This window comes from Bombilactobacillus bombi (genome assembly GCF_003522965.1).
Classification (GTDB): domain Bacteria; phylum Bacillota; class Bacilli; order Lactobacillales; family Lactobacillaceae; genus Bombilactobacillus; species Bombilactobacillus bombi.
Map to the genome: position 1 here is coordinate 837,387 of NZ_CP031513.1, position 15,038 is coordinate 852,424.

Annotated in this window: 17 protein-coding genes; 5 read left to right on the top strand and 12 right to left on the bottom strand. The window is 34.7% G+C overall.

Annotated features, from left to right (window positions below):
* Positions 1-4 precede the first annotated feature (4 nt).
* From DS830_RS04325 to glmS, 5 genes are all read right to left on the bottom strand, one after another.
* Positions 5-1,006, bottom strand: coding sequence for a type II secretion system F family protein (locus DS830_RS04325; RefSeq protein WP_118908380.1), 1,002 nt, complete (start codon positions 1,004-1,006; stop codon positions 5-7).
* Positions 972-1,943, bottom strand: coding sequence for a competence type IV pilus ATPase ComGA (gene comGA / locus DS830_RS04330; RefSeq protein ID WP_162887518.1), 972 nt, complete (start codon positions 1,941-1,943; stop codon positions 972-974). Before comGA ends, DS830_RS04325 begins: the two co-directional genes overlap by 35 nt.
* Positions 1,944-2,025: 82 nt before the next feature.
* Positions 2,026-2,754, bottom strand: coding sequence for a YebC/PmpR family DNA-binding transcriptional regulator (locus DS830_RS04335; protein WP_118902372.1), 729 nt, complete (start codon positions 2,752-2,754; stop codon positions 2,026-2,028).
* Positions 2,755-2,831: 77 nt separating this feature from the next.
* Positions 2,832-3,335, bottom strand: coding sequence for a VanZ family protein (locus DS830_RS04340; protein ID WP_118908382.1), 504 nt, complete (start codon positions 3,333-3,335; stop codon positions 2,832-2,834).
* Between the two features lie 188 nt (positions 3,336-3,523).
* Positions 3,524-5,335: a glutamine--fructose-6-phosphate transaminase (isomerizing) gene (glmS, locus tag DS830_RS04345; protein WP_118908383.1), complete on the bottom strand. Its 1,812-nt coding sequence runs from the start codon at positions 5,333-5,335 to the stop codon at positions 3,524-3,526.
* A gap of 238 nt (positions 5,336-5,573) precedes the next feature.
* Here glmS and DS830_RS04350 point away from each other — a divergent pair, with 238 nt between their 5' ends.
* From DS830_RS04350 to DS830_RS04360, 3 genes are read left to right on the top strand one after another with little or no spacing between them, the layout of a single operon-like run.
* Positions 5,574-5,909 (top strand): Arc family DNA-binding protein, encoded by a 336-nt coding sequence (locus tag DS830_RS04350; RefSeq protein WP_118908384.1) that lies wholly within the window; start codon positions 5,574-5,576, stop codon positions 5,907-5,909.
* A 13-nt stretch (positions 5,910-5,922) separates the two neighbouring features.
* Positions 5,923-6,774: an SPFH domain-containing protein gene (locus DS830_RS04355; RefSeq protein ID WP_118908385.1), complete on the top strand. Its 852-nt coding sequence runs from the start codon at positions 5,923-5,925 to the stop codon at positions 6,772-6,774.
* On the top strand, positions 6,774-7,064 hold the full coding sequence (locus tag DS830_RS04360; RefSeq protein WP_118908386.1) for a hypothetical protein: 291 nt from the start codon (positions 6,774-6,776) through the stop codon (positions 7,062-7,064). Before DS830_RS04355 ends, DS830_RS04360 begins: the two co-directional genes overlap by 1 nt.
* A 54-nt stretch (positions 7,065-7,118) precedes the next feature.
* On the opposite strand, the gene glmM is transcribed toward DS830_RS04360, so the two are convergent.
* The 4 genes from glmM to murB are packed head-to-tail and all read right to left on the bottom strand — an operon-like array spanning position 7,119 to position 11,274.
* The gene (glmM, locus tag DS830_RS04365; RefSeq protein ID WP_118902389.1) at positions 7,119-8,474 is read right to left on the bottom strand and encodes a phosphoglucosamine mutase; all 1,356 of its coding nucleotides are present in this window, start codon (positions 8,472-8,474) and stop codon (positions 7,119-7,121) included.
* A 48-nt stretch (positions 8,475-8,522) separates the two neighbouring features.
* Positions 8,523-9,530, bottom strand: a complete 1,008-nt coding sequence (locus DS830_RS04370; RefSeq protein ID WP_118908387.1) for a CdaR family protein — start codon at positions 9,528-9,530, stop codon at positions 8,523-8,525.
* Positions 9,527-10,366, bottom strand: a complete 840-nt coding sequence (cdaA, locus tag DS830_RS04375) for a diadenylate cyclase CdaA (RefSeq protein WP_118902395.1) — start codon at positions 10,364-10,366, stop codon at positions 9,527-9,529. The genes DS830_RS04370 and cdaA overlap by 4 nt, the downstream gene beginning before the upstream one ends.
* 17 nt (positions 10,367-10,383) lie before the next feature.
* Positions 10,384-11,274 carry a UDP-N-acetylmuramate dehydrogenase gene (gene murB, locus DS830_RS04380; protein ID WP_118908388.1) on the bottom strand — a complete coding sequence of 297 codons (891 nt, stop codon included), beginning with the start codon at positions 11,272-11,274 and terminating at the stop codon, positions 10,384-10,386.
* Between the two features lie 108 nt (positions 11,275-11,382).
* On the opposite strand from murB, the gene DS830_RS04385 reads away from it, so the two are divergent.
* Positions 11,383-11,919 (top strand): 3'-5' exonuclease, encoded by a 537-nt coding sequence (locus DS830_RS04385; protein WP_118908389.1) that lies wholly within the window; start codon positions 11,383-11,385, stop codon positions 11,917-11,919.
* Positions 11,920-11,933: 14 nt separating this feature from the next.
* On the opposite strand, the gene tsaE is transcribed toward DS830_RS04385, so the two are convergent.
* Genes tsaE through DS830_RS04400 form a run of 3 tightly spaced genes read right to left on the bottom strand, consistent with a single transcriptional unit; the run spans position 11,934 to position 14,076 of the window.
* A complete protein-coding gene (gene tsaE, locus DS830_RS04390; RefSeq protein ID WP_118908390.1) occupies positions 11,934-12,401 on the bottom strand; it encodes a tRNA (adenosine(37)-N6)-threonylcarbamoyltransferase complex ATPase subunit type 1 TsaE in 468 nt (155 codons plus the stop codon).
* 2 nt (positions 12,402-12,403) lie between these two features.
* Entirely contained in the window at positions 12,404-13,378 is a 975-nt protein-coding gene (pta, locus tag DS830_RS04395) for a phosphate acetyltransferase (protein WP_118908391.1), read from the bottom strand.
* A gap of 11 nt (positions 13,379-13,389) precedes the next feature.
* Positions 13,390-14,076 (bottom strand): uracil-DNA glycosylase, encoded by a 687-nt coding sequence (locus DS830_RS04400; protein WP_118908392.1) that lies wholly within the window; start codon positions 14,074-14,076, stop codon positions 13,390-13,392.
* A gap of 59 nt (positions 14,077-14,135) precedes the next feature.
* Here DS830_RS04400 and DS830_RS04405 point away from each other — a divergent pair, with 59 nt between their 5' ends.
* The gene (locus DS830_RS04405; protein WP_118902413.1) at positions 14,136-15,032 is read left to right on the top strand and encodes a Cof-type HAD-IIB family hydrolase; all 897 of its coding nucleotides are present in this window, start codon (positions 14,136-14,138) and stop codon (positions 15,030-15,032) included.
* Positions 15,033-15,038 lie beyond the last annotated feature (6 nt).

Below are 15,038 nucleotides of genomic sequence, written 5' to 3' on the forward strand. Positions count from 1 at the left end.
TGATCTACATTCCTTTCATCAAAGAATAAATTGGTAATAAAATACTTAAATAAGTACCTAAGATAAGGACTGCAACAAGTAAAAAAAACAATGGCTGAATTTGATTAATTAATTTTTGCATTTGTTGTTGCAACCGCTGATGCTTGATTTCTGCTATTGTCTGTAATTCTAAAGCAGTTTGCTTTGCACTATGCCCTAAATTCATCGCAATATTAATTTCTGTGGGTAAAAAAGGATTATGTTTAATAATTTGAGAAAGTGATATTCCAGTGAGAATTTGTTGTTGCACTTTTTCAGCTAATTGCCGCTGAATTGATCCTAGTGTTAATTGTTTACTGGCTACTAAGATTTCATTTAAAGAAAGTCCACTTTTTAAAAAAGTTGCAACCGCTGACAAAATCACATAATGAAAATAATTTCGATACATACTACCAATAATCGGCCAACGCATTTGATGTAAAGCTCGTTGTGTTTCTGTGGCATGCACTAAATATCCTATTTCCCCAATGATACCTAAAATTATCAATCCCACTAATATCTTAACTAAAATCCAATACATTGTAGGCAATGCCAAATGAGGTAGTTGTTGAGCCATTTCCACTTTTAAAAAAACTATTAAAGAAATTAAACTGATTAATAAAAAACAAGGATACGCCAATAAATTCAAAATTTTTTGTAAATTTTTTTGTCGGATAGTCAAAGTAGCTGCATTTTCTCGTAAACATTTAATTAAATTGCCATGAATATCTGCAATAGTAATTTGGCTGAGAATTGTTTTTGATAAACCTGTAAGAGCTAATGTGTCAGCTAAACTTTGCCCCTTATCCAATTGTTGAATTAAATTGATCAGCAATGGATTTTCATCTGGTAAAATCAACCGCATAGATTCCAATGCCATTTCTATAGAAAAACCATTTTCTAATAATTTTGCTAAAATTAGCAAAAACGTGGCTTGTTGTTTGAGCTTTAGTTTAACCGGTTTTATATCTTTGATACGTTTGTTCATCTAGTAATCCCTTTTTATAATCGATTTGTAACATTGTTTGCCAATCAGAATAATTACTTTGCGGAATTTGAATCGCTTGGCTTAAATTTTCTTCTAATAAAACGTCGCGATAAGCCTTTACGATACCTGTAGTTTGAAGAATTAAACGTTGATAAATAACACAATTTAAAACAGAATGTAATTCTCGTTGACTAATACCTAATTCCATCATGCGCCCAATGACGGCAAATTTATTACGCGCATGAACTGTTGAAATAACCAGATGCCCACTCAAGGCAGCTCGAATTGCCATTTCACTACTTTCTTCATCTCGTATTTCTCCTAAAATCAAAATATCTGGGCGATGACGCAAAGATGTTCTAATCAAATCTGCGTAACTCATTTGTGCACGTTTATTGACTTGAATTTGTAAAAAATCGGGTTCAATAACCTCTACTGGATCTTCAATTGCTAAAACAATTTTGTGTTGGCTATATTTTTTTGTTAATTGATACATAGCCGTTGTCTTTCCTGATCCTGTTGGCCCGCTAAATAAAATTAGCCCTCTTTGATTCATAATATCTTGCCACTGTTGTCCGTTTAATTCATTTTGTGTGAGTTGACGTAAGGGATAGATTAAGCGAATAACAAGCGACTCTTTATTGGAATAATTTCCTAAGGATGATAAACGTAAATTCACTACTTGATCTCGAAAATTAAAATTACGCGCTCCTGCTTGTGGACGCCGATGCTCACTAATATCCATATCAGAAGTGAATTTCAAATAATTTATAACTCCCACCGCAAAATCGGCTTCTAAAAGCTGATAATCATGAATACCATCAATTTCTCGCATTTTGATTATCATTTTATCTTTTTGAGGCAAGAAAAAAATATCGGAAACATCTCTTTGACAAGCAAAATCTAATATTCTTTTTACATATTGTTCTGGCTTCATTCTCCTCATCTCCTTTCCAATAATAAAATACCCAAAAAACAAAAAAAATCCCGAAATTATTTCGGGATTTTTTATTTACTTATTAGTCTTCATCAGCTGCAGCTGTGAAAACCTCAGAAACATCATCATCGTCTTCTAATTGATCAATCATATGTTCAAATTGTTCTTTTTTATCTTCAGGAACCGGAACTGTATTTTTAGGAATCATCGTTAAAGTTGCATTGGCTAACTTATATCCCTTAGCCTCTAAGGCATCACGCACAGCGGCAAATTCTTTGGCTTCTGTATAAATTTCATAGGCATCATCGGATGTCTGCAAGTCATCGGCTCCAGCATCCATTAAATCTTCTAACATTTGATCTTCATCTGCATCAGTTGTAGAGCGATCAATTACAATATAACCTTTACGATCAAATAAATAAGATACTGAACCCGCAGATCCCATGCTACCCCCATTACGAGTAATTGCCACTCGTACAGAAGTTGCAGTCCGATTTTTATTATCAGTTAAAGTATTAACTAAAACTGCTACTCCGCCCGGTGCATAACCTTCATAAGTAATTTCTTCATAATTAGCTCCACCAGCACCAGAAGCTTTATCAATTGCGCGTTTAATATTATCTTTAGGCATATTAGCAGCACGTGCTTTATCCATCACCAAACGAAGAGCCGCGTTGTTCGCCGGGTCAGAATCACCACCCTTTGCTGCCATATAAATTTCACGGGAAAGCTTTTGGAAAATCTTTCCACGTTTTGCGTCTTGGGCATTTTTACGTCCTTGTATATTATGCCACTTAGAATGTCCTGACATCCGCTAACTCCTTCTTTCTATATTTAGTGTGAATAACATAAAACCGTATATTATCATATCAGAATACTGCTTGTGCTTCAATGCTTTTTGCTTAATCTACTATAAATAAATAAGATAATTATAGTTAATAAAATTCCACAAAATGCTCCTGAACTATCAAGTATCACATCTTGAACAAGTGGTGTACGTCCAGAAGTTAACATTTCGTGAAATTCATCAAATCCAGCCCAGCCCGTAACAGTAAACCAAGCCAACCAAGGAGATAAAGCAACATGCTTAACTTCATTTTTTAAAAATAAGAATGTTGCTATTCCTAACAAACCAAAAATGCTAAAATGGGCAAATTTGCGGATGAAAAATTCTACCAACTTAAAATAACCTACCGCTGCGATTGATTTTTCTTTATCCGCATATACAAATTTAATTTTGCTTAAAGAATCATAAAAAGGCTGATTGGCTAAATAACGTTTTAAAAATGGAACTGATGTTTGCTGATGATAAGTCATTGAAGAACTAATAAATAATCCTCCGATAATTAATACTATTACTACTAAAGACAACCATTGTGCTTTATTTTTCATTAATTAACCCTCTAATTAACTTTAATAATACCAATATAACCCATTTTGTTCAAAAATAAAAAATAATATTGTAACAAACTGACTTTTTCAAACATTGATAGTGTCCAACTTAATTTTTATCAAAAAAATTCGTAAAGATGGTCAATTATCTCTACGAATTTCCACTCAAAATTAATCTAATAATTATTTTATTCTACTGTGACACTTTTAGCTAAATTACGTGGCTGATCAACATCATTGCCATGTTCTACAGCTGCATAATAAGCAAACAATTGCGCGGGCACTATTGCTACCAACGGCATCAACCGTTCATCGATATCTGCTAGAACTATTTGATCATCTGCATTTGATAAATCCTTTTTGCTAATGATTAAAGCATGTGCGCCTCGACTTAAAACTTCTTTGACATTACTACGAGTATGAGCAGCAGTGCTCTTCTCTAAAACAAAAGCAACAACTGGTGTTTGCTCTTCAATCAAAGCAATTGTTCCATGCTTCAACTCTCCTGCTGCAAATCCTTCTGCGTGAATATATGATACTTCCTTCAACTTCAAAGCAGCTTCTAAAGCAGTAGCATAACCATTACCTCTACCAATAAAAAAGGCTGCCATTTGATTATAAAAATAATCATGAGTTAATTGTTTTAAATAATCTTTTTGATCAACAATCGTTTGGATTGCATTGGCTGCTAAACTTAATTGATTATCGATATCTATTTTTTTAGCAGCATTAAGCTCTTTTTGTATACCCAAAGACTGAGCAATAACTGCCTGTACAGCGATTTGGGCCACATAAGCTTTAGTAGAAGCCACGGCAATTTCTGGACCAGCACATAAAGGCAAAGCAAAATCAGCTTCACGTGCTAAGGTCGAATTTGCGACATTAGTCACAGTTAGAGTTGGACAATCTAATTGACGAACTTTATCTAAAACCTGACGACTATCTGCTGTTTCCCCACTTTGGCTTAAGAAAACAAAAAATGGTTTTGCTGATAATTTAGGCAAATGATGACCAAATTCACTGGCTAATTGTACTTCTACAGGTACATCTGCTAAATCTTCGAATAATTGCTTACCAACTAAACCAGCATGATAACTTGTTCCAGCCGCCACAATATATAATCGATCAGCTTGTTGTAACGCTGTTAACAATTGAGAACTAATGCTAGCTTGTTCATTATGATAATAATGTTCACTAATGCGGCGCAAAACAGCTGGTTGTTCATCAATTTCTTTTAACATGTAATTATCATAAGTACCCTTGGAAACATCATCAGCATCCATTTCTACTTTGTAAGATTGGCGTTCAATAGTTTGTCCTTCCAAATTAAATAATTGAATGTGATCTTTAGTTAAAACGCCTAATTCACCATCATGTATTTCCATGAAAGTGTTAGTTTGATCTAACATTGCTAAAGCGTCAGAACAAATAACATTAAAGCCTTTTGCCAAACCTATTAATAAAGGGCTTTTATTTTTAGCAATAAAAAGTTTATCCGGTTCTTGCCGATCCATTAAAGCAAACGCATATGATCCTTCTAAAAGTTGAAGTGTTTTTTGCAAGGCTTGTTGTGCATTTAAGTGTTCAGTTGAAGCAAAATAAGCAATTAATTGGACTACAACTTCCGTATCAGTATCACTTTGAAATGGAACATCTCGCAAATATTCTTGTTTTAATTCCGCAAAATTAGTAATCACACCATTATGAACCAAATAAAAACGACGATCCTGAGAAAAATGAGGATGAGCATTACTCTGACTTGGTTCTCCATGTGTTGCCCAGCGCGTATGCCCAATACCGGACAAACCTTGATCAGCATTAGTAATAGAATTTTGTAAATTAACAATTTTTCCAGTTCTCTTGATTAAAGCATCATGACCTTCTTGGTTATTAACATAAATGCCAGCTGAGTCATAACCACGATATTCTAGCTTTTTTAATCCAGATAACAAAATTTCGGTTGTATTGGGATTACCAACCACACCTACAATTCCACACATAAATATCTCTCCTAAAATTGGTATAGTCCTTATCGTTATAAGCAAATCGAACTTAACAACTGAAATGTTAACAATCTTAAGAAAATTTGTCAACAAATATATAAAATTGGTATACCTTGATATCAGATAATGTCGAATGTAATAATATTTAACTAGCCTTAATTATTAACCATAAAATGCTTAATTTTATTTATCTCGTAATATCAATGTGATATTATAAGACAAAGGAGGTAATGCTGTGACATCTATCATGACAACAATTCGTTTTCCTAATGAAATTTATCAGCAATTAAAACAAGTAGCACAATCTCAACATACCAGTATTAATCAAATGGTAGTCCACAGTGTCCAACAAGCTTTAAACGGCGCTAATACACCTTCGATTGAAAATCAATTGGTAATCAACCAAATAGTTCCTCCAGAGCAAATCCTGAGTGACAGCGGACTAGTTAAGGTCAATGGAATTTATTATCGTTATCTCACTGAAAATAACGATTCTATTATTGCAGATACGGCCTATGTTGTCATTGCTGCCACAGGCAATATTCTCACTATAAGAGCAATTAAGAAATGAGGTAAATTATATTATGCCCTTTGGAATTAAAGTAGTATCCCAAAATTGTCAAGGTTTGGTAGAATCTTTTGGCAAATATAAACATAGTGTTGAATCTGGTTTGCATTTTTATATTCCATTAGTTCAACATATACGTATAGTAAGTCTGGCAATGCAGCCGATAGAATTACCCCATTATTCCATAATTACTAAAGACAACGCAGAAGTATCAACTTCAATTACCTTGAATTATCATGTAACTGATGCAGTTAAATATGAATACAATAATACCGATTCCGTAGAATCAATGGCACAATTAGTCCGGGGCCACTTACGCGATATCATCGGTCGTATGGAACTTAATGATGCTTTAGGTTCTACTGCCAAAATTAATGCTGATTTATCTATTGCTATCGGAGATTTAACTAATACTTATGGTATTAATGTAGATCGTATCAATATTGACGAATTACTTCCTTCTGAAGAAATTCAACGGGCTATGGATAAACAATTAACAGCAGATCGCCAACGCATTGCTACTATTGCGCAAGCTGAAGGAGAAGCAGAATCTATTCGCCTGACCAACGAAGCCAAAAACAACGCTTTAATGGCTACGGCCAAAGCCCAAGCTCAAGCTACTCGTACTCGTGCTGATGCTGAACGTTATCGAATTGATACTGTGCAAGCTGGTTTGACTCATGCAGATGATAAATATTTTAAAAATCAATCTATCAATGCCTATAGTAAGTTGGCAGAATCAGCTGCTAATGTTGTTGTGGTCCCTAATGATGACAGCAGCAATTACGGTCAAACAGCGTTAATAGCCCAAGCACTAAAGCAAGATAATAATTTTACTGATGATTATCAATCATCGGAGCCCAAATAATGTTAGCCGGTGGATGGATGGAATTAATCGTAGTTATATTAGTAATATTTTTCTTATTATCGAAATTAGTTAATTGGGCTTACTCGCATAAAAATAAGAATTTACCGAAAGCACAAAAACATCCCGGAGTATTAACTAATGTGAAACATTATCGACCGTCACATTTTGTTCAACAAGCACAAACAGATACGCAAGATAAAGCTGTTTCATCTGAGTCTTCACTACTAAATAAAAACATTAAGCAGCATCTCAAAAAGAAGTCACAGCACCATCATGATAAAACCAAATAAAGCCAACAATAGGAATAATCCGTTGTTGGCTTTATTTGATATACTTATTTTAAACTATAATCCCATTTTTGCTTGTACTACTTGGGCGATTTGTTCAGTGTATTGATTAGCTTTTTCTTCACTGGCTGCTTCTACCATTACGCGTAATAATGGTTCTGTTCCACTAGGACGAACTAAAACGCGACCGTCACCATTCATCTCTTTTTCAACTGTATCAATAGCTTCTTGAATAGCAGGATAGTTCTTCCAATTTTCTTTATCTGTGACTTTAATATTAACTAACTTTTGTGGATAAGTTTTTACAGGTGCTGCCAATTCTGAGAGTTTTTTACCAGTTTGTTTCATTACATTTAATAATTGAATCCCTGTTAACATACCATCACCTGTATTATGCACATCGAAAATAATAATATGTCCAGATTGCTCGCCTCCCAAATTGTAACCATTTTGAACAATTTCTTCAGCAACATGCCGATCGCCAACGGCGGTTTGAACAGATTTCATATCGGCAGCTTCAATTGCCTTATAAAGTCCCAAATTACTCATAACAGTAGTCACAATAGTATCTTTCTTTAAGCGGCCATGATCTTTAAAATATTTTCCTAAAATATACATAATTTTATCGCCATCAACAATATTGCCTTTCTCATCAACAGCAATACAACGATCCCCATCACCATCAAAGGCTAAACCAGCTTGTGCTTCTTGAGCAACAACTTCACGAGCTAATTTATCTGGATGTGTTGAGCCTACACCGTCATTAATATTAATTCCATCAGGATTAGTAGCAATTGTTGTAAATTCAACATTTAAATCTGCGTAAAGTTTGGTAAGTAATTTGCTAGTAGAACCATTGGCTCCATCTAATACAATTTTCATCCCTGATAAATCATCAGAAATGCTTTGCCGTAAAAATTCTAAATACTTTAAGGAACCTTCTTTATAACTTTCCAATGTGCCTAAACCTTCAGCTGCTGGTCGCGGTAAGCTATCAACTTCCTGATCCAAAAAATGTTCAATTTCAGCTTCGGTTGCATCTTTCAGTTTATAGCCGTCAGATCCAAAAAATTTAATACCATTATCACTAGCAGGATTATGTGAAGCTGAAATCATGATTCCAGCATCAGCATCTTGAACCTTAACCAGATAAGCAACTGCTGGAGTTGTAATAACTCCTAAATCTAACACTTCTATCCCCACAGATAATAATCCAGAAATTAAAGCCATTTCTAACATTTGTCCTGATTTGCGAGTATCGCGGGCTACCAAAACTGTTGCTCGATCGTCATCATTATCCTTTTGTTCTGATAATACATAACCACCAGCTCTACCCAGCTTAAAAGCTAGTTCTGGAGTTAATTCTTTATTTGCTACACCACGAACACCATCAGTTCCAAAATATTTAACCATTTTTTAACCTCTTAACTTACTTTTTATATTTAGTATTTAATCGATTCTTTAATTGCTCCCACCAATTTCGCCTACGTTAGAATTAACCTGGTTATCAGAATTACCTCGCCGGGCATAAACTTTAATTGTGCGTGGGTTTGAATCTATAATATCAGATTTTATTTGATTAAGTGTTATTATTTCATAATTCTTCTTTCCCAACTTAGTGACGTCAATTGGAACTACAATTTCATTTGTCTTGTCTAAAACCGATTTACGGGCAAAAATTGTCACTTCATTAACCTCTGAAGAAAGATTATATTCCTTGTCAGAAGCTCCAGTTTGAGTAAACCTTAAGGGAACTTTCTTTTTTGGTAAAGAAATTGGTATTTTAACATTAGTTGTTTGAGGTGACATTAAAACTGATAATGTATGCCCCTGGGCATCTAATGCTTGTAAAAGTACTTCTTGATGAAAATCTGTAGTGGAATTTTTAGGTAAATTAGCACGAGCTACTATTTGACTAACACGCTGGACTTCTGAACGGGCTCCTACAACCTGAACTATCTGTGGATTAACAGAAACATCCCCTACTTCGTATCCTTGTGCTACACCACCTGAATTATATGCAGTTTGAATAGGAAAAACTTTTTCCATCCGTGGTTCAATGTCTATATCGACATAATGTGGCTTAATTGTATATTTTAATTCGCGATTTAAACCATTTTGTCGAATACGTACGCGGTGTTTCCCAACTCCTAATTGACGTAAATCAATATACGTAGTAAAATTTTGCGTATTTTTAGTAGCAGTTACTAGAGCTGCTGGTCCTTGGATTTTGACTTCAACTTGCTTAGGATAACCTGTGACAAAAAAACTATTAGTATCAACATTTACCTGTAAATTCATGGTGATTGTTGCACTTTTTTCTGCCACTGCCACATTGTTAGAATTAGCGGCACTCCGGGTACTTCCCAACCCTGGGGCCGAAACACTAATATAAATCCAGATGGCAACTGCTAGTGATAAAATCATATAAAAGTATTTAGAATTAGTAAAATGACGCCATTTATTCATTTGTTAGCCCCCTTTTTACTACGTGGGATAAGACTACCAAAAAAGGATTTATTTTTTTCAACACGTGGTTCTAGTTGAGCTCGTAAATAATTCAAATAATCATCACGACTTAAATCCAGCATCATATGATTTTTATGTGTAATCATTACCCCGCCAGTTTCTTCAGAAACTACTACTGTTAAAGCGTCGGTTACTTCACTAATTCCTACTGCTGCACGATGTCTCGTTCCTAATTTCTTCGGAATGGCATTGCTTTCTGATAACGGCAAATAAGCTGCTGCAACCTCAATTTTATTTTTATTAATAATAACAGCACCATCATGCAACGGAGTGTTAGGAATAAAGACATTTATTAACAATTCACCAGTGACATCAGCATTTAGTTTGATACCGGTTTCGACATAATCTTCCAACCCTGTATCCATTTGAATCGTAATTAAAGCGCCTATACGACGTTTAGACATATATTCAATAGCTTTATCTAACGCATTGATTAAGTTGTCAGCAATATCTTTTTGCTCATTTTTCACAGGAAAGAAAAATGGCATTCGTCCTAACTTTTCTAATCCTCGTCGAATTTCCGGTGCAAAAATAATAATAATAACAATGACTGCCCAATTAAAAACTTGATCTGTCAAATATGCAACTGTCCGTAGATTTAAAAACCAACTTATTAATTTAATAATAATTATAATTGATAATCCCTTAAGCAGTTGAATAGCTTTAGTGCCTCGTATTAACATTAATAATTTATAAATTAAATACCAGACAAATAAGATGTCAATTATGTTAGTCAAAGTACTTAAAGTAAATAAATGACTGATAATATTTTGCATATATTCTTCCTTAACTTTTAATCTTCACCAATAATTCGCACTTCAGTTTCGAGCTGGACTGCAAATTTTTCCTTAACGGTTTTTTGAATTAAATGAATTAAGTTCAAATAATCTGTCGCGGTGGCATTACCGATATTAATGATAAAGCCAGCATGCTTCATAGACACCTGAGCGCCACCAATCGTTTTGCCTTGTAATCCTGCTTGAATAATTAAAGGCCCTGTAAAATGGCCTTCAGGACGTTTGAAGACACTACCACATGATGGATATTCTAACGGCTGTTTAGAACGGCGTAATGCATTTAATTCATCCATTTTAGCTTGAATTTGGGATTGTTGTCCTTTTTGTAAAGCAAAGGTCACTGATACTACGATACCATGATTTTCTTGGACGACACTATGCCGATAAGAAAAATGTAAGTCAGCCCCTGATAAAACTACTTCGCGCCCATCGGGTAAAATTTGATCAATACTATGAATGACATTTGCCATTTCTCCACCGTAAGCACCCGCGTTCATAAATGCTGCTCCTCCAACACTTCCCGGAATTCCTGCCGCAAATTCTAAGCCAGTCAAGCTGGCTTGACAAGCTACTTTAGTTACATCAATAATTGCTGCTCCTGCTTCAGCAGTAATTTGTTGATTATCAACTTTTATTTGTTTAAACTTGGGCAACATAATTACTAAACCACGAATGCCCCCATCTTTAATAATTAAGTTGCTGGAATTGCCTAAAGTCGTTACTGGATAACCTAAATTGCTTGCTGTTTTTAATAATAATTTTAATTCTTGTCGATTAGTCGGAAAAGCCAAAAAATCCGCTGGTCCACCAGTTTTGGTGTACGTATAGTTACTTAAAGGCTCATTAAGTTTAATTTCAATTGGTAAATCTTGTAATTTTTTTATCATTTCAAATTTAACCTCTTAACTTTAATATGAACAAAGTTAATATTTATCATTGGTACCAAATATAGTATATAATGAAAATTCAGAATAATTCACTAAGGAAGTAAAATTATGAATTTTGTGGCAATGGATTTTGAAACTGCTAATGGTCGTGGTTCCAGCGCTTGTTCATTAGCGTTAGCTTTAGTCGAAAACAATCAAATCACGGATACTTTTTATACGTTGATTAATCCTCTTCAAGACTTTAATTATCGTAATATTGCAATTCATCATATTCGACCAGCAGATGTGGAAAAAGCTCCTACATTTGATCAAATTTGGCCTCATATCCAAGATCTTTTTACTTTGGATAATATTGTTGCAGCCCACAATGCTAACTTTGATATTCGAGTTTTACGCCAGACAATGGCAATGTTTAATTTACAAGCGCCATCTTATTACGCAATAGATACTGTGCGGACTTCCCGTAAATTATATCCCGAAATGCCTAATCATAAATTGAACACTGTTGCCAGTTTGTTAAAAATACCTCTCCATCATCACCACCACGCTCTTGATGATACCATTGCTTGTGCAGAAATTCTAATTAAAACTGCTGCGCAATTTGGTGAGGAACCAATTAAAAAGATGACCAAAATTATTTCTTAGGTCATCTTTTTTAATTACTTTTTATCAAAGTCTTGAAATAGACTATTTAACAAATGGTGATAGTGTTGACCAAGTGCTTGAAATTCTAATTGACGCTGAAGTGCAGTTTGACGCGTAATTTTAATCCGCAAATAAGTTGATGGCAATTGCTCAGCAATAAATTGGGACCATTCAATAATCACTACCCCATCACCATTGAAATATTCATTCAAACCCAATTCATCAGCTGAAGAATTCTCCAAGCGATACATATCCATATGATATAAAGGAATCCTTCCAGTTTGATATTCTCTAATCAAAGTAAAAGTGGGACTTTTAACTGGACGAGTGATATCTAATCCGCGAGCAATTCCTTGTGTCAATGTAGTTTTGCCAGCACCTAAGTCGCCATCTAACAAAATTAAATCTTGTGGTTGTAACAATTTACCTAACTTTTGTCCACAAGCCACAGTTTCAAGATAATTGTTAGTTATATATTTCATCTTTAATTTTGCAATGCTTGGGCAGCTGTAATTAAAGCTAACTTGTAAACATCTTCTTCGTTGCATCCCCGTGATAAATCAGATACTGGTTTATTTAATCCTTGAAGAATAGGTCCGATTGCTTCAAAACCACCAAAACGTTGTGCAATCTTGTAACCAATATTACCTGATTGTAACTCTGGGAAAACAAAGACAGTAGCTTGACCAGCCACTTGAGAATCTGGTGCCTTTTGTTGTGCAACTGTTGGTACAAAAGCAGCATCAAATTGTAATTCACCATCTAAAACTACTTCTGAATCCATCTCATGAGCTAATTTGGTTGCTTCAGCAACTTTAGTGACCTCATCACCTTTAGCAGATCCCTTAGTAGAAAAACTCAACATAGCAACTTTAGAATCAATATCAAATAACTGCGCCGTTTTAGCAGATGTTACCGCAATTTCAGCTAATTCTTGTGCACTAGGATTAATATTTATTGCACAATCAGCGAACAAATAACGTTGATCGTCTTTTTGCATGATGAAAGCACCGCTAGTTCTGGTTAAACCAGGTTTAACTTTAATGATTTGTAACGCAGGACGTACTGTATCACCTGTAGGATGAATAGCTCCGGAAACCATCCCATCTACTTGATCTAAATAGACTAACATTGTACCGAAATAATTAGGATCGCGTAACATCTGTTGTGCTTGTTCAGCCGTATTTTTACCGTGACGACGTTCAACAAACGCAGACACCATCTGAGCAAACTCGGAGTAATTATCAGGATCTAAAATAGTAATATCGGATATATCAACAGTTGCACTTTGAGCTGCTGCTTGAACTTGCTTTGGATTACCTAAAAATACCGGCTCCAAAATTTTTTCTTGATGTAAACGAGCTGCCGCCTTTAAAATTCGAGCATCTGTTGCTTCTGGAAACACAATTCGTAAGTTTTTACCATCAATTTTTTGTTTTAATGATTCAAATAATTCCATTATAATGCCTCCTAATTTTCTTTTACTTCTTCTGGCAGCTGCCAGTTAATTGGTGTTTCACCATATTTCTCTAACGCATCATTAGTCTGAGAAAAGGGACGGGAACCAAAGAAACCATAATTGGCTGAAAAAGGGCTTGGATGAGTAGAACTAATAATTGTATTTTGAGCGGTATCAATTAAGACTGATTTTGACTTTGCAGCCTTTCCCCAAAGTATAAAGACAACGTGTCCCTTTTTAGAAAGTTCACTAATGGCCTTATCTGTTAATTTTTCCCAGCCTTTACCTTGATGAGAAAACGCTTGACCCTTGCGAACTGTCAAAACTGAATTTAATAGCAAAACGCCTTGATCCGCCCAACTTTTCAAATATCCATGGTTAACTGGTGTAATGCCCAAATCAGCTTGTAATTCTTTATAAATATTTTGTAAAGAAGGTGGCACCTTATTACCCGGCAAAACGGAAAAACTCAAACCATGCGCTTGATGTGGGCCATGATAAGGATCTTGACCTAAAATTACTACTTTCGTATCTTTAAACGATGTCCATTCAAAAGCTTGAAAGATATGATACATGTCTGGATAAATGGTCTGTGTTTGATATTCAGATTTTAAAAACTGATGTAACTGCCGATAATAATCCTTGTCAAATTCCGGTCCTAAAATATCTTGCCAATCATTTTTTATTAATTGTTTCAACTCAATACTCACCCTACTTATGTTAAAATTTCAATATAAAGTTGAGAGGAGATTTACTCGTGATTAAATTAATTGCTTCTGATATGGATGGCACCTTATTAAATAATAAATCAATTGTATCGCAAGACAATATTGCAGCTATTGAAGCTGCTCATCGTGCACACATTAAATTCGTCGTTGCCACCGGTCGAGGTTTATCTGAAGCTGCACCTTTAGTACAAGAATTAAATCAACGTCCCGATTTTATCACCCTCAATGGTGCCCTAGTTTATAATCAACAACTGCAACCAGTTGTTAAACTGCCTATTACTAACGAAGCTTTAACTGCTAGTTTAAATATTCTTGCGCAACATCACCTTTATTATGAAATCGTAACCACTGACGGTATCTATTCTACCAGTAGAATCCAACGAATTCAAAACACAGCTTACTTTTTAAAAAAATTAAATCCAACTCTATTGTATAAGATGGCAGTCGCACGAGCAACATCTCGCAGTGAATTAATGAATATTACTTACGTCAATAATTTTGCTCCCCTTTTAAAAAATCCGCAAACTGAAGTGATGAAAATTTTAACATTTAAAGGAAAAAATGCACAAGATTTCAGCGATGCTCGCCAAGAATTACAGAATTTAGATGATATCATTGTTACCTCATCATCACCTAACAATATTGAAATTAATAGCCAAAAAGCTCAAAAAGGAATTGCTCTAACTAAATTTGCTGCTGAACAAGGTATACAAATGCAAGAAGTCATGGCCATTGGTGATAATCTGAATGATCAATCAATGATTTTAGCAGCAGGAATCGGAGTGGCTATGGATAACGCTATTGAACCAATTAAAGAAATTGCTCAATATCAAACTAGTGATAATAATCATAATGGAGTCGCTCAGGCCATTTGGCATGCTATTAAATTGAACCGCACCATGGAGAGGAATGGTAAAAATAATTGATTTTTT